Origin of the sequence: Burkholderia sp. BCC1638 (assembly GCF_902833195.1) — a bacterium.
Taxonomy (GTDB): domain Bacteria; phylum Pseudomonadota; class Gammaproteobacteria; order Burkholderiales; family Burkholderiaceae; genus Burkholderia; species Burkholderia diffusa.
Map to the genome: position 1 here is coordinate 17,433 of NZ_CADFEC010000025.1, position 19,089 is coordinate 36,521.

At 68.3% G+C, this 19,089-nt stretch carries 17 protein-coding genes and 1 pseudogene; 8 read left to right on the forward strand and 10 right to left on the reverse strand.

What is annotated here, in order from left to right; genetic code table 11:
• Positions 1 to 23: 23 nt before the first annotated feature.
• The gene (locus HWX22_RS24145; RefSeq protein ID WP_175908091.1) at positions 24 to 965 is read right to left on the reverse strand and encodes an SAM-dependent methyltransferase; all 942 of its coding nucleotides are present in this window, start codon (positions 963 to 965) and stop codon (positions 24 to 26) included.
• A gap of 197 nt (positions 966 to 1,162) precedes the next feature.
• Between HWX22_RS24145 and HWX22_RS24150 the strand changes: the two genes are divergently transcribed.
• The 3 genes and pseudogenes from HWX22_RS24150 to HWX22_RS24160 all read left to right on the forward strand — a co-directional run bounded on the left by HWX22_RS24150 (position 1,163) and on the right by HWX22_RS24160 (position 2,060).
• The gene (locus HWX22_RS24150) at positions 1,163 to 1,429 is read left to right on the forward strand and encodes a metal-sensing transcriptional repressor (RefSeq protein ID WP_175908088.1); all 267 of its coding nucleotides are present in this window, start codon (positions 1,163 to 1,165) and stop codon (positions 1,427 to 1,429) included.
• A 9-nt stretch (positions 1,430 to 1,438) separates the two neighbouring features.
• A pseudogene (locus HWX22_RS24155) lies at positions 1,439 to 1,723 on the forward strand (nickel/cobalt efflux protein RcnA); the annotation flags it as partial.
• 49 nt (positions 1,724 to 1,772) lie between these two features.
• Complete coding sequence (locus HWX22_RS24160) at positions 1,773 to 2,060, forward strand: PAAR domain-containing protein (RefSeq protein ID WP_111016273.1); 288 nt, start codon at positions 1,773 to 1,775, stop codon at positions 2,058 to 2,060.
• 432 nt (positions 2,061 to 2,492) lie between these two features.
• On the opposite strand, the gene chrA is transcribed toward HWX22_RS24160, so the two are convergent.
• Together chrA and HWX22_RS24170 are read right to left on the reverse strand one after the other, a co-directional pair.
• A complete protein-coding gene (chrA, locus tag HWX22_RS24165) occupies positions 2,493 to 3,704 on the reverse strand; it encodes a chromate efflux transporter (RefSeq protein ID WP_175916547.1) in 1,212 nt (403 codons plus the stop codon).
• A gap of 100 nt (positions 3,705 to 3,804) precedes the next feature.
• Positions 3,805 to 4,512 (reverse strand): Crp/Fnr family transcriptional regulator, encoded by a 708-nt coding sequence (locus tag HWX22_RS24170; RefSeq protein WP_175916569.1) that lies wholly within the window; start codon positions 4,510 to 4,512, stop codon positions 3,805 to 3,807.
• Positions 4,513 to 4,593: 81 nt separating this feature from the next.
• Here HWX22_RS24170 and HWX22_RS24175 point away from each other — a divergent pair, with 81 nt between their 5' ends.
• Together HWX22_RS24175 and HWX22_RS24180 are read left to right on the forward strand one after the other, a co-directional pair.
• A complete protein-coding gene (locus tag HWX22_RS24175; RefSeq protein ID WP_059820858.1) occupies positions 4,594 to 5,118 on the forward strand; it encodes an Mpo1-like protein in 525 nt (174 codons plus the stop codon).
• A gap of 173 nt (positions 5,119 to 5,291) precedes the next feature.
• A complete protein-coding gene (locus HWX22_RS24180; RefSeq protein ID WP_059690566.1) occupies positions 5,292 to 5,906 on the forward strand; it encodes a methyltransferase domain-containing protein in 615 nt (204 codons plus the stop codon).
• Positions 5,907 to 5,921: 15 nt separating this feature from the next.
• Here the strand turns inward: HWX22_RS24180 and HWX22_RS24185 are convergent, their stop codons facing one another.
• Both HWX22_RS24185 and mdtD read right to left on the reverse strand, forming a co-directional pair.
• Positions 5,922 to 7,196 carry an EAL domain-containing protein gene (locus HWX22_RS24185; protein WP_059527773.1) on the reverse strand — a complete coding sequence of 425 codons (1,275 nt, stop codon included), beginning with the start codon at positions 7,194 to 7,196 and terminating at the stop codon, positions 5,922 to 5,924.
• A 183-nt stretch (positions 7,197 to 7,379) separates the two neighbouring features.
• Complete coding sequence (gene mdtD, locus HWX22_RS24190) at positions 7,380 to 8,819, reverse strand: multidrug transporter subunit MdtD (RefSeq protein WP_175908078.1); 1,440 nt, start codon at positions 8,817 to 8,819, stop codon at positions 7,380 to 7,382.
• Between the two features lie 201 nt (positions 8,820 to 9,020).
• Between mdtD and HWX22_RS24195 the strand changes: the two genes are divergently transcribed.
• Entirely contained in the window at positions 9,021 to 9,347 is a 327-nt protein-coding gene (locus HWX22_RS24195; protein ID WP_059527766.1) for a DUF2917 domain-containing protein, read from the forward strand.
• On the opposite strand, the gene HWX22_RS24200 is transcribed toward HWX22_RS24195, so the two are convergent.
• Positions 9,320 to 10,552 (reverse strand): citrate/2-methylcitrate synthase, encoded by a 1,233-nt coding sequence (locus HWX22_RS24200; protein ID WP_175916548.1) that lies wholly within the window; start codon positions 10,550 to 10,552, stop codon positions 9,320 to 9,322. The genes HWX22_RS24195 and HWX22_RS24200 overlap by 28 nt on opposite strands.
• A gap of 139 nt (positions 10,553 to 10,691) precedes the next feature.
• Here HWX22_RS24200 and HWX22_RS24205 point away from each other — a divergent pair, with 139 nt between their 5' ends.
• Positions 10,692 to 12,080 carry a CoA transferase gene (locus HWX22_RS24205; RefSeq protein WP_175916549.1) on the forward strand — a complete coding sequence of 463 codons (1,389 nt, stop codon included), beginning with the start codon at positions 10,692 to 10,694 and terminating at the stop codon, positions 12,078 to 12,080.
• 21 nt (positions 12,081 to 12,101) lie between these two features.
• Here HWX22_RS24205 and HWX22_RS24210 read toward each other — a convergent pair whose 3' ends face one another.
• On the reverse strand, positions 12,102 to 12,848 hold the full coding sequence (locus HWX22_RS24210) for a GntR family transcriptional regulator (protein ID WP_059528318.1): 747 nt from the start codon (positions 12,846 to 12,848) through the stop codon (positions 12,102 to 12,104).
• 168 nt (positions 12,849 to 13,016) lie between these two features.
• On the opposite strand from HWX22_RS24210, the gene HWX22_RS24215 reads away from it, so the two are divergent.
• A complete protein-coding gene (locus HWX22_RS24215) occupies positions 13,017 to 13,862 on the forward strand; it encodes an aldo/keto reductase (protein WP_175908071.1) in 846 nt (281 codons plus the stop codon).
• A 26-nt stretch (positions 13,863 to 13,888) separates the two neighbouring features.
• On the opposite strand, the gene HWX22_RS32050 is transcribed toward HWX22_RS24215, so the two are convergent.
• The 3 genes from HWX22_RS32050 to fusA form a co-directional block, all read right to left on the reverse strand.
• Entirely contained in the window at positions 13,889 to 15,397 is a 1,509-nt protein-coding gene (locus HWX22_RS32050; RefSeq protein ID WP_244135276.1) for a hypothetical protein, read from the reverse strand.
• A 290-nt stretch (positions 15,398 to 15,687) separates the two neighbouring features.
• Positions 15,688 to 16,698 carry a HoxN/HupN/NixA family nickel/cobalt transporter gene (locus HWX22_RS24225; protein ID WP_175916551.1) on the reverse strand — a complete coding sequence of 337 codons (1,011 nt, stop codon included), beginning with the start codon at positions 16,696 to 16,698 and terminating at the stop codon, positions 15,688 to 15,690.
• Positions 16,699 to 16,882: 184 nt separating this feature from the next.
• On the reverse strand, positions 16,883 to 18,994 hold the full coding sequence (gene fusA, locus HWX22_RS24230) for an elongation factor G (protein ID WP_175908065.1): 2,112 nt from the start codon (positions 18,992 to 18,994) through the stop codon (positions 16,883 to 16,885).
• Between the last annotated feature and the right edge of the window lie 95 nt (positions 18,995 to 19,089).

Below are 19,089 nucleotides of genomic sequence, written 5' to 3' on the forward strand. Positions count from 1 at the left end.
AACCCGCGCGGCGGGCGATCCGGTCACGCGGCCGCAGCGGGCCGGCGCGTGAACAGCAGCACGTCGCAGCCGAGTTCGGGCGGCAGTAACAACCGTGCGAGATCCGGCCGCCGCTCCAGCGCGAAACGGGTCTGCTGTTCGTAGTCGTGCCAGTTACCGCTCGCCGCGCGATGGACGCTGACGATCGCCAGATAGATGTCGACGTCGTCGCTCCGTAGGATCTCGCGCTCGAAGTCGTTGCCGGCCGGCGGCCACGAGCAGATCACGACGGCCGACGGGTATTCGTGCAGAGCCATATGCGCGTCCATCCGGATCACGGAATCCGGGTACGTGATCCGGTGTGCCCAGCTATGGTCGTCGGTGGCCGTTGCGCGCACGCCGGCCTCCCGCAGAAACCGCGTCAGGGTTCCATCTCCCGCGCCGACCTCGAGGCAGCCGCGTCCCCCGATGATTTCCTTCAATTGGCGGACGAACTGCTTCGAATAGAAGCAGTAGATTCCCTTGGGCTCGACGAGCGGCATCAGATAGCGCTTTTGCCAGACTAGTGGCCAGAGGAGCCGGAACCAGGTCATTGAAACCGGCTTCCGCTCGAGGCCGCGCCGGAACAGCAGGCGCTGCGTGAGCCAACCGTTGAACAGGTTGAATCGGATCTTGCCCGACGTACGGCCAGTGGCAAGCGCTGTCGCATAGCGCTGGAGGGCAACGCGCGCCATCTGCTGGCGAACCGCGGCGCGAGCGAGCGCCTGCTTCTCCTTGCGGCCGGGGGTACCGCGTACGCGGCGCCTGGCCGACGGCGCCTCCGCGTTCAGCAGGCGATGCAGGCGGCTCGGGTCGCGCGTCTGCAGCGCGCCTTCCAGTTCGCGTTCCATGCTGTCCCATTCGGCGGGAAAGGCCGAGTGCAGTTCGCTGGCCGAAGGGCGGCGCTGCGGCCACGCGAGTACCTTCACCGGATCGTCGAGAGTCATCCTTGGGTAACCGAGCGGGTTTGACTATTCAATGACGCAACCGGCGGCGGTTAGGTATGGGCCTGCCGGATAACGCGGCGACAGTGTATCATCCTATCCAGGGGGATAGGTATGTAGCCAGCGTGGTGACCCGACCTCGTGAACAACTCGTTCCCTCCCGAATTTCGATCCAACATGCATCCGACAGGGGGGACCTTATGACGATCCACGAATCGCATCCAGACATCATCAAGCGGCTGAAACGTGCCGAAGGGCACCTGAAAAGCGTGATCGCCATGCTCGAAGAAGGCCGTCCGTGCATTGACGTCGCTCAGCAGCTTCAGGCGGTCGAGAGTGCGGTTGGGAATGCAAAGCAGGTACTCGTTCACGATCACATCGATCACTGCATCAATCACGCCATTCACGAAGGCGGTTCGGCGGACGCCGCGCTGACCGAGTTGAAGGCAATTACCAAATACCTGTAAGAGTCCGCCATGACGGAATTTTCTACACTTCTTCAGCAAGGTGCGTCCAACGCCTGGCTGTTCATCCCCAGTGCGATCCTGTTGGGCGCCTTGCACGGCCTCGAGCCGGGCCATTCGAAAACGATGATGGCCGCCTTCATCGTCGCGATCCGCGGGACGGTCGGGCAGGCAGTGCTGCTCGGGTTGTCCGCGACGATTTCACATACAGCCGTCGTGTGGGCTGTCGCGCTGGCCGGGATGTACTTCGGACGCAACTGGAACGCGGAGACCAGCGAACCGTATTTTCAGGTGGCTGAACAGCTTCCACTATCGTGGTGCCGCGAAGTAAGGAGGAGGTGGAGGAATGCCGCGCTATGACATTGTGAAGGGCGATCTGACAACCGTTGGCGGAGTGGTGCAGGGTGGGGATGGGGCTGACCTGATAAACGGTCGCGAGCAAGCCTACGAAGATGATCCCGTCTTTTGTCCAGTCTGCAAAACCGTCGGGAAAATCGCGTGCGATGGCCCGCGGATTTCCACCACCGGTCCCGATGGCCGGCAGGCAGCGCTCAGTGACGATCTTTGCATCTGTCTTTGTTCTCCGCCACCACGTCTGGTCGCCTCGCAGACGACGTCGTGTAGCGACACTTAACGAACGGCTGACCTCGCGGTGGATCTCGTCGACAACCCAGAGCTTTCCGCAAACATAACGCTAGCGGTGTGATCGTCTTTACCCGCCCACTGCGATTGCGCAGATGAACAAAAAAGTCAGGAAATTTGCTTTCAATGAGATTTCATGTCAGGCTGAAAACGCAGATGGCACAGGGGAAATACGCGACTGCTTATGGGTCGCGAGAATTTCATGTGAAATTTGATATAAGAGGCCGATGATTTCCTGTTCCAACTGCGCATGTGCGAGGTTGGTGCGTTCCAAACTTAATTGCGAAACGTTCCAGACTTTATTGTCACGGGACAGGCATCCTGCGCGCCTCCGCGGCGCGCGGCACACCCCCCAAAAAAAGCCCTCGTCACGAGGGCTTTTTTGCTTTCGGCGGGCGTGAGTCGACGCGCGGCATTCGCCCGATCAGACGATCATCCCCGACAACCAGCCGAGCGCCGCGCTCGCGATCACGACGGCCCACGGCGGCACGCGCCAGAACACGAGCGCGACGAACGCGACGAGCGCGGCCGCGAAGTCGCGCGGCGACACGATCGTGTCGCTCCACACCGGGTGATAGAGCGCGGCGAGCAGCAGCCCGACGACCGCTGCGTTCACGCCCGCGAGCGCGGCCTGCATGTGCGTGCTGCGGCGCAGGCGTTCCCAGAACGGCGCCGTGCCCGCGACGAGCAGGAACGACGGCGCGAAGATCGACACCAGCGCGATCGTCCCGCCGAGCCAGCCGTTCGGGGCGTCGCGCAGCGATGCACCGAGGAAGGCCGAGAACGTGAAGAGCGGCCCCGGCACGGCCTGCGCGACGCCATAGCCGGCCAGGAATGCCGACTCGCCAACCCAGCCCGGCGCGACGACGGCCGCTTGCAGCAGCGGCAGCACCACGTGGCCGCCGCCGAACACCAGCGCGCCGGTGCGGAAGAATGCGTCGACGACGGCGAGCGTGTTCGAGTGGAGCGCGCTCGCCGCGACCGGCAGCACGACGATCAGCGCGGCGAACAGTACGAGCCACAGCACGCCCGCGCGGTGCGACACGTGCAGCGGCAACGGATCGTGGGCGCCGCGCTCGGGCTGCGGCAACAGCATGAGACCGGCGGCGCCTGCCGCGACGATCACGACCACCTGCAGCCACGCGGCCGGGACGAGCAGCGCGATGCAGGCCGCGATCGCCATCAGCGTGACGCGGCGCGCATCCGGGCACAGCGTGCGCGCCATGCCCCACACCGCCTGCGCGATCACCGCGACCGACACGATGCGCAACCCGTGCAGCGCGCCTGCCGCGACCGGCATGCCCGTCGCGTGGACGCCGAGCGCGAACAGCATCATCAGCAGCGCGGACGGCAGCGTGAAGCCGAGCCATGCGGCGAACATCCCCGCATAGCCCGCGCGCGACAGGCCGATCGCCATCCCGACCTGGCTGCTCGCCGGCCCCGGCAGGAACTGGCACAGGCCGACGAGATCCGCATAGGCGCGCTCGGTCAGCCAGCCGCGCCGCGTGACGAACGCGTCGCGGAAGTAGCCGAGATGCGCGACGGGGCCGCCGAACGACGTGAGGCCGAGCCGCAGGAACGCGACGAATACGGGCCACGCATGGCGGGACGGAGTGGTGACGGTGGACGTGTTCAAGAGCGGATGCGGGGAGGGCGAACGAGCCGCCACGATAGCGCAATGCGATGACGGCGGGAATGCGGCGTGGCGGTGATTGTGCGGCGTCGTCGGGGGGCGGTCAGCGCGTACCGTCGGACAGGCCGCTCGCGCGGCGCAGCGCGTCGACGTCGACGAGTTCGATTTCGCCGACATGCAGCCGCACGACGCCGTCGGCCTGCAGCGCCTTCAGCAGCTGGTTGGTGGTTTGCCGCGTGAGCGACAGCATCGCCGCGAGCTTTTCCTGCGACAGCCGGATGCGCGTGCGGCCGGCGCTGATCCCGCCGTAGCCGTCGGCGATCATCAGCAGCCGCGCGGCAAGCCGCTGCGCGGCCGGCATCACGCTCATCGATTCGACGGTCAGGAAGCTCAGCCGGAGCTTTTGCGCCATCAACAGCGCGAACTGCCGCCAGTATTGCGGCGTCGCGTCGAGCATCGCGAGCAGCGCGGCCTGCGGGACGTGCAGCAGCAGCGTGTCGTCGAGCGCGATCGCGTCGTGCGTGCGCGGCTGGCCGTCGAACAGCGCGATCTCGCCGAACCATGTGACGGGTTCGGCGACCGTCAGCAGCGCTTCCTTGCCCTGCGGATCGACCGCGCCTATGGTGAGGGAACCGGCCAGCACCGCATACAGCCCGCACGGCGGGTCGCCGCGGCGGAACAGCGTCTGGCCGGCCGGCAAGTGCCGCAACGCGGCGCGGGCGAGCAATGCCTCGCGCAACGCGGGCGGCAGCGCGGCGAACCACGGGTGCGCTTCGAGCTGCGGCAGGTACGGGGCGAGCGGCGAGGGCATGGACACGCGATGTCGGGTAGCTGACAGAGGTTGTCGGGCGTGACGCGCATCATAGCGCCCAATGATCGTTCAGGAGACACCATGAAGACGCTCGAGGATCATCTTTCCCAATATGCGGCCTACCATCGCGACGCGCGCAACATCGCGACGCATCTGGTCGGCATTCCGATGATCGTGTTCGCGGTCGAGGTGCTGCTGTCTCGGCCGGCGATCGGCGTGCTGGCGGGCGTCGCGCTGTCGCCGGCGCTGCTGCTTGCGGTGGCGTTCGCGGTGTTCTACCTGCGTCTCGACCTGCGCTTCGGCTTGGTGATGACCGCGCTGTTCGCGCTCGGCTTATGGGCCGCGCAGACGCTCGCGGTGCTGCCGACCGCGCAATGGCTCGGGATCGGCGTCGGCGCGTTCGTGGTCGGCTGGATCGTGCAGTTCGTCGGACACTGGTTCGAGGGGCGCAAGCCCGCGTTCGTCGACGACCTGGTCGGCCTGATGGTCGGGCCGCTGTTCGTCGTCGCCGAAGTCGCGTTCTTCGCGGGCCTGCGCGGCGACGTGCGCCGCGAAGTCGAGCGGCGCGCGGGCCCGGTTCACGGCGGCGTGCACTCGCACGTCTGACACGCCGGCCGCGCCGGTCTGCGAGTTCGGCGCATGCTCGACCGGTCCGGCCGCCACGGCCGCCGCGCGGCTCGTGCTCGCCGCATAGGACCCCGCGCCGCACCACGCGCGATGCGCAACGGCTAAGATGCGGGATGCGTCGCACGACAGGACGCGTACGCGGAGCAATCGCCATGGTGGATCGCCCGACTCTCGATGCCTACGAAGCCCATGCCGCGCAATACGCGCAGGACTGGCTCGACCAGGCCGCCCCCGACGACATGTATGCGCTGCTCGAGCAGTATTTCTCGCCGGGACCGACCGCCGACGTCGGCTGCGGCGCGGGGCGCGACACTGCGTGGCTCGCGTCGCAAGGATTCGACGTGCGCGGCTACGATGCAAGCGCGGCGCTGCTCGCCGAGGCACGCTTGCGTCACCCGTCGCTGACGTTCGAACTGGCCGCGCTGCCGGCGCTCGCGGGTGTGCCGTCCGGCGCGTTTCGAAACGTGTTGTGCGAGACGGTCGTCATGCATCTCGAGCAGGCCGATGCCGCCGCGGCGGCCGCGCGGCTGGCCGCGCTGCTGATGCCCGGCGGCACGTTGTACCTGAGCTGGCGGGTGGCCGGCAACGGCGCGTTGCGCGACGAGCGCGGCCGCTTGTACACACCGCTCGATTCGGCGCGCATGCACGCGGCGCTCGGCCCCGGCATGCACGTGATCGACGAGCACGAGGTGGTCAGCGCGTCGTCCGGCAAGCGCGTGCATCGGCTGATCGCGCGCCGGGACGACGCCATCGATGGCGCCGCATGAGCGCGGCGCGCGAACTCATTCGCGGTTGAGCGCCGCTTCCCAGTTGATGTCGACGCACAGCACCTGCATGCCGGTCGCGGCGGGCGCGGCGATCGATGCGGTCACGCACAGGTGCGCTTCGTTGATCGACAGGTACGGCGGCGTCAGATGCACGCGGCCCGGCGCGCGCATCGCGTGGATGAAGTAGGGGCGGCGCTCCCAGCTCGCGCCTTCCGAATGCAGCAGCGGCCGGAAGCGTTTCGCCCGCTGCGATACGCTGCCGCGCGCGAGCACGTTGTCGCCGATCTGGCGGCCCGATGCGTCGAGCAGGAAGCAGCGCGCGGTTTCCGGCAATCCCAGCACGGCGCCGGCGGCGTCGATCAGCGATTCGCCCGCGACGAGCTTCCGGCTTGCTTCCTCCAGCGCGGCGACATACGGCGCGAGGCGTTCGGCCTGCGTGCGCTCGCGTTGCGCGACGCGCAGCCGCAACGCGGCCGACAGCGTATCCATGCAGCCCGCGGCGGCCTGCGGCTGCACGGGGTCGACGCTCGGCCCCGCGAAGTACTGCCCTTGCACGAAGTCGACATCGCATTCGAGCGCGATCAGTGCGTCGCGCTCGGTCGAGAGCCCGCCCATCAGCACGAGCTGGCCGGATTCGTGCAGCAGCGATACGAGCCCCGGCAGCACGCGCTCGAGATGCGAGTGTTCGCTCGCTTGGGCGAGGATCCCGCGGTCGAGCGTGACGATGTCGGGATGCAGGTGCCACACGCGGTCGATGTTCGAATGTTTCGCGCCGAAGCCGCCGAGCGCGATCAGGAAGCCGGCCTTGCGCAGGCCGTCGACGATCGCCGCATAGCGCGGCGTCTCGCCACCCGCCTGCTCGGGCACTTCGAGCACCACGCGATGCGGCGGCAGGCCGAGCGCCTTCAGGTTCGCGAGCAGCGCGTCGCCGTAGACGGTGTCCATCAGCGCGGCCGGATGCAGGCTCAGGAAGAGCCATTCGTCGTGACTGTCGAACGCGTGGAAGTTGCCGAGATGCAGCGATTCGGCGAGCCGGCCGAGCTCGAGCAGGTCGCCGCGCCGCGCCGCCTGCGTGAACACCTCGTGCGACGCGACCTGGCGGCTGTCCTCGTCGTGCGCGCGCAGCGACGCGTGGTAGCCGATCGCGCGGCGGTGCGACACCGAGAAAACGGGCTGGAACACGCTGAACACGGTGTACGCACCGTACAGCACGGTGCGCCGCTTCCCGTCGTCGCCGGCGACGGGGCGGGGCGGCTGAAAGCCGGGTGGATCGATGTCGATCATGCTCATGATGTCGGCCGAAGGAAGACTGCCAGTTTACCTACAGAATAGGCGAGCAAGAAGCATGCACGGCATCGGGCCCCGTGCGGATGCCCCGTCGCGGTCGCCGGGCGCCGCGCTGCGCAGCCATGCTGCACCGACATGGTGCGCGGCGCGCCGTCGTGGGGTTTCCGGCACGGCGCGCGTCGTGCGTCACGCGCGCTCGGACGGATCGGTCTTGTGCTGCGCGCGGCCGCGGATCTCGGGTGCGAGCTGCGCGAAGATCCACGCCGACGCGGCCGTGATGATCCCGACGCAGATGAAGGTCGCGTGGAACGCCGGCAGCGTGTTGCTCGGCGTCACCGTGCGCAGCATTCCGGTGAAGGTGGCGAGCAGCGCGCCCGCGACCGTGACGCCGAGGCTCATCGACAGCATCTGCACGAGCGAGAACAGGCTGTTGCCGCTGCTCGCGCCGCCGGTGCCGAGATCCTTCAGCGTCAGCGTGTTCATCGCGGTGAACTGCATCGAGTTGAAACCGCCGAACAGCGCGAGATGGACGACCTTCACCCACACGGGCACCGTGTCGCGCATCAGCGCGAAGCTCGCCATCATCACGCCGACCATGATCGTGTTCACGAGCAGTACCTTGCGGTAGCCGTGCTGCGTGATCAGGCGCGTGATGATCCGCTTCGAGAACATCCCGGCCGCCGCGACCGGCAGCATCATCAGCCCGGCCTCGAATGCCGAATAGCCGAGGCTCACCTGCAGCAGCAGCGGGATCAGGTACGGCATCGCGCCGCTGCCGATTCGCGCGAACAGGTTGCCGAGCAGGCCGACGCTGAACGTGTGGATCTTGAACAGTTCGAGCGAGAAGATCGGCTGCGGCGCGCGCACCGCGTACAGCCCGTACGCGACGAAGCACGCGAGGCTCAGGATCAGCAGCACGAGCACGGCCGCGTGCTGCATGCCGAGATCGGCGAGCCCGTCGAGCGACAGCGAGATCGCGACCATCCCGATCGTCAGCAGCAGATAGCCCTTCAGGTCGAAGCGGCCCACGGCCGGGTTGCGCGCGTCGGGCATCGAGTAGAAGGTCGCGACGCAGCCGGCGATGCCGACCGGCACGTTGATCAGGAAGATCCAGTGCCACGACGCGATCTTCACGAGCCAGCCGCCGAGCGTTGGCCCGATCAGCGGACCGATCAGCCCGGGGACCGCGACGAACGACAGCGCGGCCAGGTAGCGTTCGGCCGGGAACGTGCGCAGCACGGCGAGCCGCCCGACCGGCAACAGCATCGCGCCGCCCACCCCCTGCACGACGCGGAACACGACGAGCTGTGACAGCGTATGCGCGTTCGCGCACAGCAACGAACCGAGCGAGAACACCAGGATCGCGCTGAAGAACACGCGCCGCGTGCCGAAGGTGTCGGCGAGCCAGCCCGAGACGGGAATCATCACCGCCATCGTCAGCGAGTATGCGATCACGACCGACTGCATCCGCAATGGCGATTCGCCGAGGCTCGCGGCCATCGACGGCAGCGCCGTGTTGACGATCGTCGCATCGAGCGTCTGCATGAAGAAGCCCGTCGCAACGAGCCAGAGCATCACGGTGAGGTTCTTTTCGCCGGGAGCGGCGGCGGGCGGGCGTTGGAACATGGGGACGGACCGAGGGCGCGGGACAGCCGCCATTGTAGGCAAAGCCGCCGTTCCACGCAGGATCGGCAGCGGGCGCGCCGGACGCCTGTCCGTCAGCCGACCGGTACAGTTCAGCCGAAAGTGTCTGCAGGCGTATCTGTCCGTGTGTTGCCGCTGTCCGAAATACTGGTGTCATCGAACCCACGCGATCCGGAGGCGGCCATGCGAGAACTGCGACTCTACGAGATGGACGGCAACGAGCCGGCCGCGCGGTGGCGGATCGTCGATCGCACCGCGCTGCAGGTCGCGGACGGCGATCTGTGGGTGACGATCGAGGGCCGGCCCGACGATCACTGGCTGCGCGCCGGCGAGACGCTGGCCCTGCTGCCCGGCATGCGCGTATGGATCAGCGCGGCGGCGGGCGGCGCGGTGTTCGCGTTTGGCCCGCAGGCGGCGCCGGCCCCGCAGGCCGCGCCGATCGCGTGGCGACGGTTCGCCGCCGCATGGCGCGGCGGCCGTGGTCAGGCAGCCGCGTCGCTGCCGATGTAGCGCGCGCGGGGCCGGATCAGCTTGCCGTCCGCATATTGTTCGAGCGCGTGTGCGATCCAGCCCGCGGTGCGGCCGGCCGCGAACAGCGTGAACGCGGCGCCGTCGGGTAGCGCAAGCGTGCGTTCCAGCACCGCGAGCGCGAAATCGATCGACGGTCGCAGGCCGGTCGCCGCCTCGACGCGCGCGGCGAGCGCACGGGCCATGCATAGCGGCGTCCGGTCGGGCAGCATCGCGTGCAGCGCATCGAGCAACGCGCGGGCGCGCGGATCGCCGTCGGGATAGAGCGGGTGCGCGAAACCGGACAGCGCGGTGCGCGCACCGTCGGCCCGTTCGTCGTGCGCGACGCGCAGCGCGAGGTAGCGGTCGAGGTCGGCGGCGCGCGCCGCTTCGTCGAGCAGCGCGCCCGCGCGGAACGTCTCGCCGCCGTGGCGTGGGCCCGACAGCGCCGCGAGCCCGCCCGCGATCGCACCGAACAGGTGAGTGCCGGTCGACGCGATGCAGCGCACCGCAAAGGTCGACGGGTTCAGTTCATGATCGGCGCACAGCACGAGCGCGCGGCGCAGCAGGTCGGCTTCGTCGCGTCGCCGCAGCCGCCATGCCGCGGCGAGCTGCCGATGCACGGGGGCGTCGCCCGGCGCGATGCCAGCCAGCGCGGCCGTCGTCACGCGCAGCAGAACCGTGGCCGCGTCGAACTGCGCGTCGCGCCCCTGGGCCCACAGGCGCGGCAGCGACGCGGCCGCAGCGGGGAGCAGCACCAGCGTGCGCTCGAGCGGCGCGAGATGTGCCCAGCGGCGAGCCCAGTCGTCCCACTGCGCGGTGTCGAATCCGGTCGACGCGAGCGATGTCGCGTCAAGCCGCGCGGGCGGACAATCCCACAGCAGTGCGGCCGTTTCCTCGAGCGTCGCGTCGTTCGCGAGTGCGATCGCATCGGCGCCGCGATAGTGCAGGCGCCCGTCGGCGATCTGCGTGATCCGCGATTCGAGTACGGGCACGCCCCAGTCGAGCGAGCGTTCGGCGACGCCGCCCGCACGTTTCGCGTCGGCGCGACGGCGTGCGAGCAGGCGCACCTCGTCCGCGTCGTAGCGGCGGCGCTTGCTCGCGCCGTCGGGCAGCGAGCACAGCAGGCCGCGGCTCACATACGCGTAAAGGGTGCTCACGCTGACACCGAGGATGCCGGCGGCTTCCGGCGCGCTGAGGGACGTCATGCCGATCGCTCCTGTCGGGGCGCATGAAGCGCGGCCCGGCTACAACTATTCGTTATGCATTGATTCGCGCAATCAAGATTGATCGCGCCCGTCGCGAATTCTAGACTCGAATCCGTCTCCTCAACGGTTCGCTTCCACCATGACACCCGAACTCGCATTGACCCGCTTGTGGCAACTCGCGCACGGCGAACCCGGCGCGCTGGCCCGCGCGGCCGTGACGGGGCAGGACCCGACGCTGCCGTCGACGTTCCACGTCGGCACGCTCGCCGCGGCGACGATCGCGGCAGCCGGGCTCGCGGCGGCGGAATGCCACCGGCTGCGCACGGGCATCGCGCAGCGCGTCGACGTATCGATGCGCGACGCGCTCGTCGCATTCCGGAGCGAACGCTACCTGCGCGTGGACGACGGCCTGCCGCCCGAGCCGCGCCATCCGGTGACGGGCTTCTACGACACGCGCGACGGACGCTGGATCCAGCTGCATGCGAACTTTCCGCATCACCTGCACGGGATTCTCGACGTGCTCGGCTGCGGCCCGCAGCGTGACGACGTTGCGGCCGCGATCCGCACGTGGGACGGCGCGGCGCTCGATACCGCGCTGGCCGAGGCCGGCCTGTGCGCGGCATTGATCAGAACCCCTGAAGAATGGGCGGCGCACAACCAGGCACGCGCGCTCGCGTCGCTGCCGTTGTTCGAGATCGAGCGGATCGGCGACGCGCCCGTCGAGGCCATCGGCCGCGGGCACGACCAGCCGCTCGCGGGCGTGCGCGTGCTCGATCTCACGCGCATCATCGCGGGGCCGGTCGCGGGCCGCACGCTGGCATCGCACGGTGCGCAGACGCTGCTCGTCAACGGTCCGCACCTGCCGAACATCGCATCGCTCGTGATCGACAACGGGCGCGGCAAGCGTTCGACGTGGATCGACCTGCGCGAGGCGGCCGGCGTTGCCACGCTGCGCGAACTCGCACGCGATGCCGATGTATTCCTGCAGGCCTATCGCCCCGGCGCGCTCGCGGCGCGCGGGTTCTCGCCGCAGGCGCTGGCGGAATTGCGGCCCGGCATCGTGTGCGTGTCGGTATCCGCGTACGGGCATGCGGGGCCGTGGTCGATGCGGCGCGGCTTCGACAGCCTCGTGCAGTCGGCGAGCGGTATCGCCTGGCACGAACAGCATGCCGCGCACGCGGACCGCCCGCGCCATCTGCCGTGCCAGGCGCTCGATCATGCGACGGGTTATCTCGCGGCGTTCGGCGCGATGATCGCGCTCGCGCGCCGTGCGACGGAAGGAGGGAGCTGGCACGTGCGGCTGTCGCTCGCGCAGACGGGGCGCTGGCTGCAATCGTTCGGCACGGTGCCGGACGGCCTGCATGCACCGGATTTCACGTTCGACGACGTGCGCGACCGGATCGACCGGACCGCTTCGCCGTTCGGCGTGATCGATGCCGTGCGTCCGGCCGAACGCCTGTCGGCGACACCGCCGCGATTCACGCGGCCGCCCGTGCCGCTCGGCACGGACGAAGCGCGCTGGCGATGAGCGCCGGCGGCGCCGCGCGCATTACTTGCGCAGCTCGACGACGAAGTCGTAGTAGTCGTTGCGGCAGTACGTATCGGTGAGCTCGATCGCGCGCTGGTCGGCCGTATAGCCGATTCGTGTGATCAGCAGCAGCGCGTCGTGCGGCGCGATGCCCATCTGCTGCGCGATCTCGTCGGTCGCGTTGACCGCGCGGAAATGCTGCAGCGCGCGCACGATCGGCGTGCCGCGTGCTTCGAGATAGCTGTACAGCGAACCGCCGATCGCTTGCGGATCGGGAATCAGCGTGGCGGGGAACGTCGAGTTCTCGACGGCCATCACGATGCCGTCGGCGAGACGCAGGCGTTTCAGCCGTGTAACCGACGCGGCCGGCGACAGGCCGAGCTGGATGACTTCGTCGCGGTTCGCCGGCTGAATCTCGCGTTCGAGCCACTGCGAGCTCGGCTTGAAGCCACGGCGCTCGAGCATCTCGCTGAAGCTCGACAGCCGCGACAGCGGATCCTCGTAGCGCGGCTGGATGAAGTTGCCGGCGCCTTGCGTGCGGCGGATCAAGCCCTGCTCGACGAGCAGCGCGATCGCCTTGCGCGCGGTGATGCGCGACACGCCGAGCGCTTCGGACAGCACGCGTTCGGACGGCAGCGCCTCGCCGGCCGCCCAGCGATTGTCGTGGATCGCGTCGCCGAGCTTGCGGGCGAGCTGCAGGTAGAGCGGCGTATCGTTCTCGGGGTCGGGGCGCAGGTCCTGCCAGCGGTCGTCCGTGGGTGCCTTCATGGAATGGGTATCGATCAGATTGCCGGCCATTCTAAGTCATCATGCGGCGCCGTTATATCCGGTTTTTGCCGTGCAGCAGGTGGACGCCGCACCAATTGACTACACTGATGCGTCGTATTCGATGCTACGGCCGCGGGTGCGCGGCCACCAATCCGCAGCGAGGAGCGCATGACAGACACGATCGCCACGGTCGTCCTGCCGGACGGCGAGACCATTCCGAAGCTCGGCCTGGGCACGTGGGAAATGGGCGAGCGGCCCGCGCGTCGCGCGGACGAGATCACAGCATTGCGCGAAGGAATCGCGCTCGGGATGACGCTGGTCGACACCGCGGAGATGTACGGCGACGGCGCGACCGAGGTGCTCGTCGGCGAGGCGCTGACCGGATTGCGCGACGGCGTGTTCCTTGTCAGCAAGGTGTATCCGCATCATGCGAGCCGGCGTGGCGTCGTCGCCGCGTGCGAAGCGAGCCTCAAGCGTTTGCGTACCGACCGTCTCGACCTGTACCTGCTGCACTGGCGTGGTTCGGTGCCGCTCGAGGAGACGGTCGAGGGATTCGAGGCGCTGCGGCGCGCGGGCAAGATTCGCCATTGGGGTGTCAGCAACTTCGATACGGCCGACATGGCAGAACTCGTCGACGAGGCGGGCGGCGGCGCGTGCGCGACCAACCAGATCCTCTACAACATCGCGCGGCGCGGCGCGGAATTCGACCTGCTGCCATGGCTCGCCGAGCACCGGATGCCGGCGATGGCGTACAGCCCGGTCGATCACGGGCGGCTGCCGAAGCGTTCGCCGCTCGACGAGATCGCGCGGCAACGCGGTGTGTCGGTGATGCGCGTCGCGCTTGCCTGGGTGCTCGCGCGGCCGGGTGTATTCGCGATCCCGAAGGCGTCGCGGATCGAACACGTTCGCGACAATCGCGCGGCGCTCGATTTCGTGTTGAGCGATGACGAGCGCGCGCAACTCGACGGCTATTTCCGTCCGCCGCGCAGCAAGCGCGCGCTCGAAATGCTCTGATCGTACCGGGTCAGGCGATGCGTCGGTCAGTGGCCATGGCCACCGGCCGATCCGCCGTTGCCGCCGGCGCCGCCATTGCCGTTCCCGACACCGTTGGCACCGCCGTTGCCGGCGCCGCCGCTCCCGTTGCCATTACCGTTGCCACCGCCGTTGCCGTGGCCACCGTTGCCGCTGCCGCCACCATTACCGTGACCGCCGTTGCCACCGCCGGTACCGCCGCTGCCGCCGCCACCGTTGCCGCTGCCGGTACCGCCGCTGCCGCCGCCACCGTTGCCACCGCCGGTACCGCCACCGCTGCCGCCGCCGCCGCCGTTGCCGCTGCCGCTGCCGTTGCCGCCACCATTACCGTGACCGCCGTTGCCACCGCCGGTACCGCCACCGCTGCCGCCGCCGCTACCGCCGCCGCCGCCGTTGCCGCTGCCGTTGCCGCCACCATTACCGTGACCGCCGTTGCCACCGCCGGTACCGCCACCGCTGCCGCCGCCGGTACCGCCACCATTACCGTGACCGCCGTTGCCACCGCCGGTACCGCCACCATTACCGTGACCGCCGTTGCCGCCGCCGGTACCGCCGCCGCTGCCGCCACCATTACCGTGACCACCACCGCCGCCGCCGTTACCGCCGCCGTTACCACCGCCCCCATGCCCACCCGAGGAGCCGCCGCCCGAGGAGCCACCACCCGAGGAGCCACCACCCGAGGAGCCACCACCCGAGGAGCCACCACCCGAGGAGCCACCACCCGAGGAGCCACCACCCGAGGAGCCACCACCCGAGGAGCCACCACCCGAGGAGCCGCCGCCCGAGGAGCCACCACCCGAGGAGCCACCACCCGAGGAGCCACCACCCGAGGAGCCACCACCCGAGGAGCCGCCGCCCGAGGAGCCACCACCCGAAGAGCCACCACCCGAGGAACCACCACCCGAGGAACCACCACCCGAGGAGCCACCACCCGAGGAACCACCACCCGAGGAACCACCACCCGAGGAGCCGCCACCCGAGGAACCACCACCCGAGGAGCCGCCACCCGACGAGCCACCGCCCGAGGAACCGCCACCCGAGGTACCACCACCCGAGGTACCACCACCCGAGGTACCACCACCCGAAGTGCCGTTACCCGAGGTCCCGCCACCTTTACCCCCATTGCCAGATGCCCCGCCGCTACGACCTGTTCCGCTCGTACCACCGGATGTCGCCCCGATCGATCCACCGACGCCCGCAGGCCCGACGGCGCCGCTTCCGCCATTCCCGCTGTTCCCCGGGCTGCTACTGCCGGAGGTGCTTCCTGCGCCGCTGCCCACAGCGCCGCGGCCGGCATATATGTGTACCGCGCAAGCAGCCGGACCTGCGGCGCAGGACGCCGAGTCCTCGGCGAGCATCATGACGGGGTCTGCGCTGGCGGTCGGGTCGGACGCGACGTCGGGCACCGAGTCCTGAGCAATCGCGTAAGAACAGCAGCACGCAAACGCGGCTGCGGCCAGCAGGGTCGTGCGATAGCACCGTCCCGCCGCGCGGGACCGTTGATTCGTTCTGCTCATTATTGATCTCCCCGATGCGCGCGATGCCTCGTCACGCGCGACCATCAACGTGTGATGCAGGGGACCAGCAACGATGCATTGTCGTATCGGCGGCCGATGCGTGTCGGACTGGCGTCGGAGGCCAGCCGGGAACACGAATCGGCCCGCGGGCCCGCCGTGCGAATCCCTAACTGCGAGATTCGTGCCAACGGCCGGCCGTGTCCGTGGCGCAAGGCGCGCACGTATCGCGTGACAGCGCGTGATACGCCGTCGTGAGCTTTTTGTTTCCGAAATGAAACGTCTGACTACGTCTATCGCGCCGTCGTGTCGGCAGCGCGCGGCCAGCGATGGCAGAGGATCGACGCGATCCAGGCGACGAGAAACAGCGCGACGATGCCGTAACCGATCGCGCCGAAGCGCGCGCCAAGCGCGTCGAGCACATCGCGTACGGGGCCCGTCAGCGACAGCTTGTCGGCGAGCAGGCCGGCGGCCTCGATCCCGCCGACCGCCAGTGCGACGGCCGCCGACAGCAGCGTGATGCTCGCGTTATAGAGCAGCTTGCGCCGCGGATCGTCCATCGCCCAGCCGTACGCATGGATCATCAGCACATTGTCGGTCGAGTCGATCAGCGTCATGCCGGCCGCGAACAGCGCGGGAAACAGCATGACCGAATGGATCGGCAGCGCGTGGCTCGCCTGCGTGGCCGCGATCGCGAGCAACGCGATTTCTGTTGCAGTATCGAAACCGAGGCCGAACAGCACGCCGACCGGATACATGTGCCAGCTTTTCGACACGAACCGGAACAGCGGGCGCAGCAGCCGCGATACGAGGCCGCTCGCGCGATGCGTGTGCGCAGCGCCGTGAGCCGCGTCCGGTGCGCCGCGATAGCGGCGCCACACGTCGCGCAGGATCGCCAGGTTCATGCACGCGAGCACGAGCAGGAAGGTCGCGGACACCGCCGTGCCGATCGTGCCGCCGATCTCGCGGAATGCGTCGAAGCTGTCGCGCAGCGCGAACGCGCTCAGCGCGATGCCGAGCGTCGCGACGACCACGATCGTCGAGTGGCCGAGCGAGAAGAACAGGCCGACCGTAACCGGACGCTGGCCGTCCTGCATCAGCTTGCGCGTCGCGACGTCGATCGCGGCGATGTGATCGGCGTCGACCGCATGACGCAGCCCGAGGCCGTACGCGATCGCCGCGGTGCCCAGCAGCAGCGGATGGTCGTGCAGCACCGCGAGCGCCCACAGCCAGACGGCGACATTTGCGGCGATCAGGCCGGCATACAGCATCAGCAGGCGGCGCAGGGCAGGAGTGGGCGGCATCGGGGTGGTTCCATCGGACGAATCGCGATGCATTGTGGCATGCGCAAAAATGGCCTGGCGTGCCGATCAAAAACGGCGTCGGGGCGTCGGCTACCGGCCGTGCCGCGTTGGACGGATGAAAAAAAGGCCCGTCCGGAACCGGACGGGCCTGAGGTCTGCGCGCAGCAGGGCGCGCGCCCCGCGCTTACTTCACTTTCGCGTTGATCACGCCTTCCGACACGTTCGCCGGCGTTTCCGCGTACTGCTTGAACTCCATCGTGTACGTCGCACGACCTTGCGTCGCCGAGCGCAGCGACGTCGAATAGCCGAACATCTCGGCAAGCGGCACCTCGGCGCGCACCAGCTTGCCGCCGCCGCCCGCGATGTCCTCCATCCCCTGCACGATGCCGCGCCGGCTCGACAGGTCGCCCATCACGTTGCCCATGAAGTCCTCGGGCGTCTCGACCTCGACCGCCATCATCGGCTCGAGCAGCACCGGCTTCGCACGGCGCATCGCTTCCTTGAACGCCATCGAGCCGGCCATCCGGAACGCGTTTTCGTTCGAGTCGACGTCGTGGTACGAGCCGAACGTCAGGTGCACCTTCACGTCGACGACCGGGTAGCCCGCGAGCACGCCGCTCTTCAGCGTTTCGATGATGCCCTTGTCGACGGCCGGGATGAATTCGCGCGGAATCACGCCGCCCTTGATCTCGTCGAGGAACTCGTAGCCCTTGCCGGGGTTCGGCTCCAGCGTGATCACCGCATGCCCGTACTGGCCGCGCCCGCCCGACTGCTTGACGAACTTGCCCTCGACATCGGTCGCCGTCGTGCGCACCGTTTCGCGATACGCGACCTGCGGCTTACCGACCGTCGCCTCGACGCCGAACTCGCGCTTCATCCGGTCGACCAGGATTTCGAGGTGCAGCTCGCCCATCCCCGAGATGATCGTCTGGCCGGATTCCTCGTCGGTCTGCACGCGGAACGACGGATCTTCCTGCGCGAGACGGTTCAGCGCGAGGCCCATCTTTTCCTGGTCGGCCTTCGTCTTCGGCTCGACGGCCTGCGAGATCACCGGCTCCGGGAATTCCATCTTCTCGAGGATGATCGGCTTGGTCGGATCGCATAGCGTGTCGCCCGTCGTCGCTTCCTTCAGGCCGACCGCCGCCGCGATGTCGCCCGCGCGCACTTCCTTGATTTCCTTGCGCTCGTTCGCATGCATCTGCAGGATCCGGCCGAGCCGCTCCTTCTTGTCCTTCGTCGCGTTCAGGACCGTGTCGCCCGATTCGACGACGCCCGAATACACGCGGAAGAAGATCAGCTGGCCGACGAACGGGTCGGTCATGATCTTGAACGCGAGCGACGAGAACGGCTCGTCGTCGCTCGGATGACGTTCCGCCGGCTTCTCCGGATCGTGGAAGTCGTGGCCGAGGATCGCGGGCACGTCGACCGGCGACGGCAGGTAGTCGATCACCGCGTCGAGCATCGCCTGCACGCCCTTGTTCTTGAACGCGCTGCCGCACAGCATCGGCACGATCTCGTTCGCGATCGTGCGCTGGCGCAGCGCGGCCTTGATCTCGTCCTCGGTCAGCGATTCATGGTCGTGCAGGTACTTCTCGAGCAGTTCCTCGCTGGCTTCCGCGGCGGCTTCGACCATCTTCTCGCGCCATTCGTGCGCCAGCTCGACGAGATTCGCCGGGATGTCCTCGTACGTGAATTTCACGCCCTGGCTTTCGTCGTCCCAGACGATGGCCTTCATCTTCACGAGATCGACGACGCCCTGGAAATGATCTTCCGCGCCGATCGGAATCTGGATCGGCACGGCGACGCCCTTCAGACGCTCGCCGATCTGGCGCTGCACGCGGAAGAAGTCCGCGCCGATGCGGTCCATCTTGTTGACGAACGCGATGCGCGGCACCTTGTACTTGTTCGCCTGGCGCCACACGGTTTCGGATTGCGGCTGCACGCCGCCGACCGAGTCGTAGACCATGCACGCACCGTCGAGCACGCGCATCGAGCGCTCGACCTCGATCGTGAAGTCGACGTGCCCGGGGGTGTCGATGATGTTGATCCGGTGTTCCGGATAGTTGCCGGCCATGCCCTTCCAGAAGGCCGTGGTCGCGGCCGACGTGATCGTGATGCCGCGTTCCTGCTCCTGCTCCATCCAGTCCATCGTGGCCGCGCCGTCGTGCACTTCACCGATCTTGTGGCTCACGCCGGTGTAAAACAGGATGCGCTCGGTCGTCGTGGTCTTGCCGGCATCGATGTGAGCGCTGATCCCGATATTGCGATAGCGCTCGATGGGGGTTTTGCGGGGCACGTGAACCTCCTGGTGGTTCGGATCGTAAGCGGGCCGGTTGCATCGGCCCGGGCTGGAACTAGCGAGATTTAAAGGATAGCGCTTGTCCGTGGCTT

Bases quoted from the DNA above. Each gene is read 5' to 3' on its own strand.
- HWX22_RS24145 (WP_175908091.1), bottom strand. From the start codon at position 965: ATGACTCTCGACGATCCGGTGAAGGTACTCGCGTGGCCGCAGCGCCGC.
- HWX22_RS24150 (WP_175908088.1), top strand. From the start codon at position 1,163: ATGACGATCCACGAATCGCATCCAGACATCATCAAGCGGCTGAAACGT.
- HWX22_RS24160 (WP_111016273.1), top strand. From the start codon at position 1,773: ATGCCGCGCTATGACATTGTGAAGGGCGATCTGACAACCGTTGGCGGA.
- HWX22_RS24170 (WP_175916569.1), bottom strand. From the start codon at position 4,512: ATGCCCTCGCCGCTCGCCCCGTACCTGCCGCAGCTCGAAGCGCACCCG.
- HWX22_RS24175 (WP_059820858.1), top strand. From the start codon at position 4,594: ATGAAGACGCTCGAGGATCATCTTTCCCAATATGCGGCCTACCATCGC.
- HWX22_RS24180 (WP_059690566.1), top strand. From the start codon at position 5,292: ATGGTGGATCGCCCGACTCTCGATGCCTACGAAGCCCATGCCGCGCAA.
- HWX22_RS24185 (WP_059527773.1), bottom strand. From the start codon at position 7,196: ATGAGCATGATCGACATCGATCCACCCGGCTTTCAGCCGCCCCGCCCC.
- mdtD (WP_175908078.1), bottom strand. From the start codon at position 8,819: ATGTTCCAACGCCCGCCCGCCGCCGCTCCCGGCGAAAAGAACCTCACC.
- HWX22_RS24195 (WP_059527766.1), top strand. From the start codon at position 9,021: ATGCGAGAACTGCGACTCTACGAGATGGACGGCAACGAGCCGGCCGCG.
- HWX22_RS24200 (WP_175916548.1), bottom strand. From the start codon at position 10,552: ATGACGTCCCTCAGCGCGCCGGAAGCCGCCGGCATCCTCGGTGTCAGC.
- HWX22_RS24205 (WP_175916549.1), top strand. From the start codon at position 10,692: ATGACACCCGAACTCGCATTGACCCGCTTGTGGCAACTCGCGCACGGC.
- HWX22_RS24210 (WP_059528318.1), bottom strand. From the start codon at position 12,848: ATGAAGGCACCCACGGACGACCGCTGGCAGGACCTGCGCCCCGACCCC.
- HWX22_RS24215 (WP_175908071.1), top strand. From the start codon at position 13,017: ATGACAGACACGATCGCCACGGTCGTCCTGCCGGACGGCGAGACCATT.
- HWX22_RS32050 (WP_244135276.1), bottom strand. From the start codon at position 15,397: ATGAGCAGAACGAATCAACGGTCCCGCGCGGCGGGACGGTGCTATCGC.
- HWX22_RS24225 (WP_175916551.1), bottom strand. From the start codon at position 16,698: ATGCCGCCCACTCCTGCCCTGCGCCGCCTGCTGATGCTGTATGCCGGC.